At 63.3% G+C, this 561-nt stretch carries 1 protein-coding gene (cut by a window edge); it reads left to right on the top strand.

The genetic code is table 11. The annotated features are described in order from the left end of the window. Nucleotides 1-561: part of a type VI secretion system Vgr family protein coding region (locus JTA15_RS21775; protein ID WP_255580190.1), annotated on the top strand (this coding region is incomplete at its 5' end). 602 nt of the annotated region lie beyond the right edge of the window; the window shows 561 of its 1,163 annotated nt.

Genomic DNA, 561 nt, shown 5'->3' with positions numbered 1-561 from the left:
ACGACTGGCCGGGACGGTTTGTTGAGACCGGGCATGCGGAGTTCTACGCCCGTATCCGTCAGGAGCGCTGGCAGGTGGAGCACCAGCAGATTCAGGCGACGGCCACGGCCGCGGGTATTGTACCGGGACACACCTTCACCCTGACTAACGCCCCGTTCTTCAGTGATAACGGTGACTATCTGGTCACGGCGGCGGGTTACCATTTCGAGGAGAACCGCTACGCGAGCGGCGAGGGGGAAACCATCCATCGCACTGATTTCAGCGTCATCCCGGCGGCGGTGTCATACCGTCCGGCGCAGAGCACGGCGTGGCCGCGCACCTACGGCCCGCAGACGGCAAAGGTTGTGGGGCCAAATGGGGAGAGTATCTGGACGGACAAATATGGCCGCGTGAAGGTGAAATTCCACTGGGACCGTCTGGCGAAGGGGGATGACACCAGCTCCTGCTGGGTGCGTGTGTCGAGCGCCTGGGCGGGTCAGGGGTACGGCGGGGTGCAAATTCCGCGGGTCGGCGATGAGGTGGTGGTGGACTTTATCAACGGCGATCCGGACCGTCCGATTA

This window comes from Enterobacter sp. BIDMC 29, assembly GCF_019378755.1.
In the GTDB taxonomy this organism is placed as follows: domain Bacteria; phylum Pseudomonadota; class Gammaproteobacteria; order Enterobacterales; family Enterobacteriaceae; genus Enterobacter; species Enterobacter ludwigii.
Note: the sequence above shows the minus strand (reverse complement) of the source record. Positions and strands in the feature narration are given on the sequence as shown.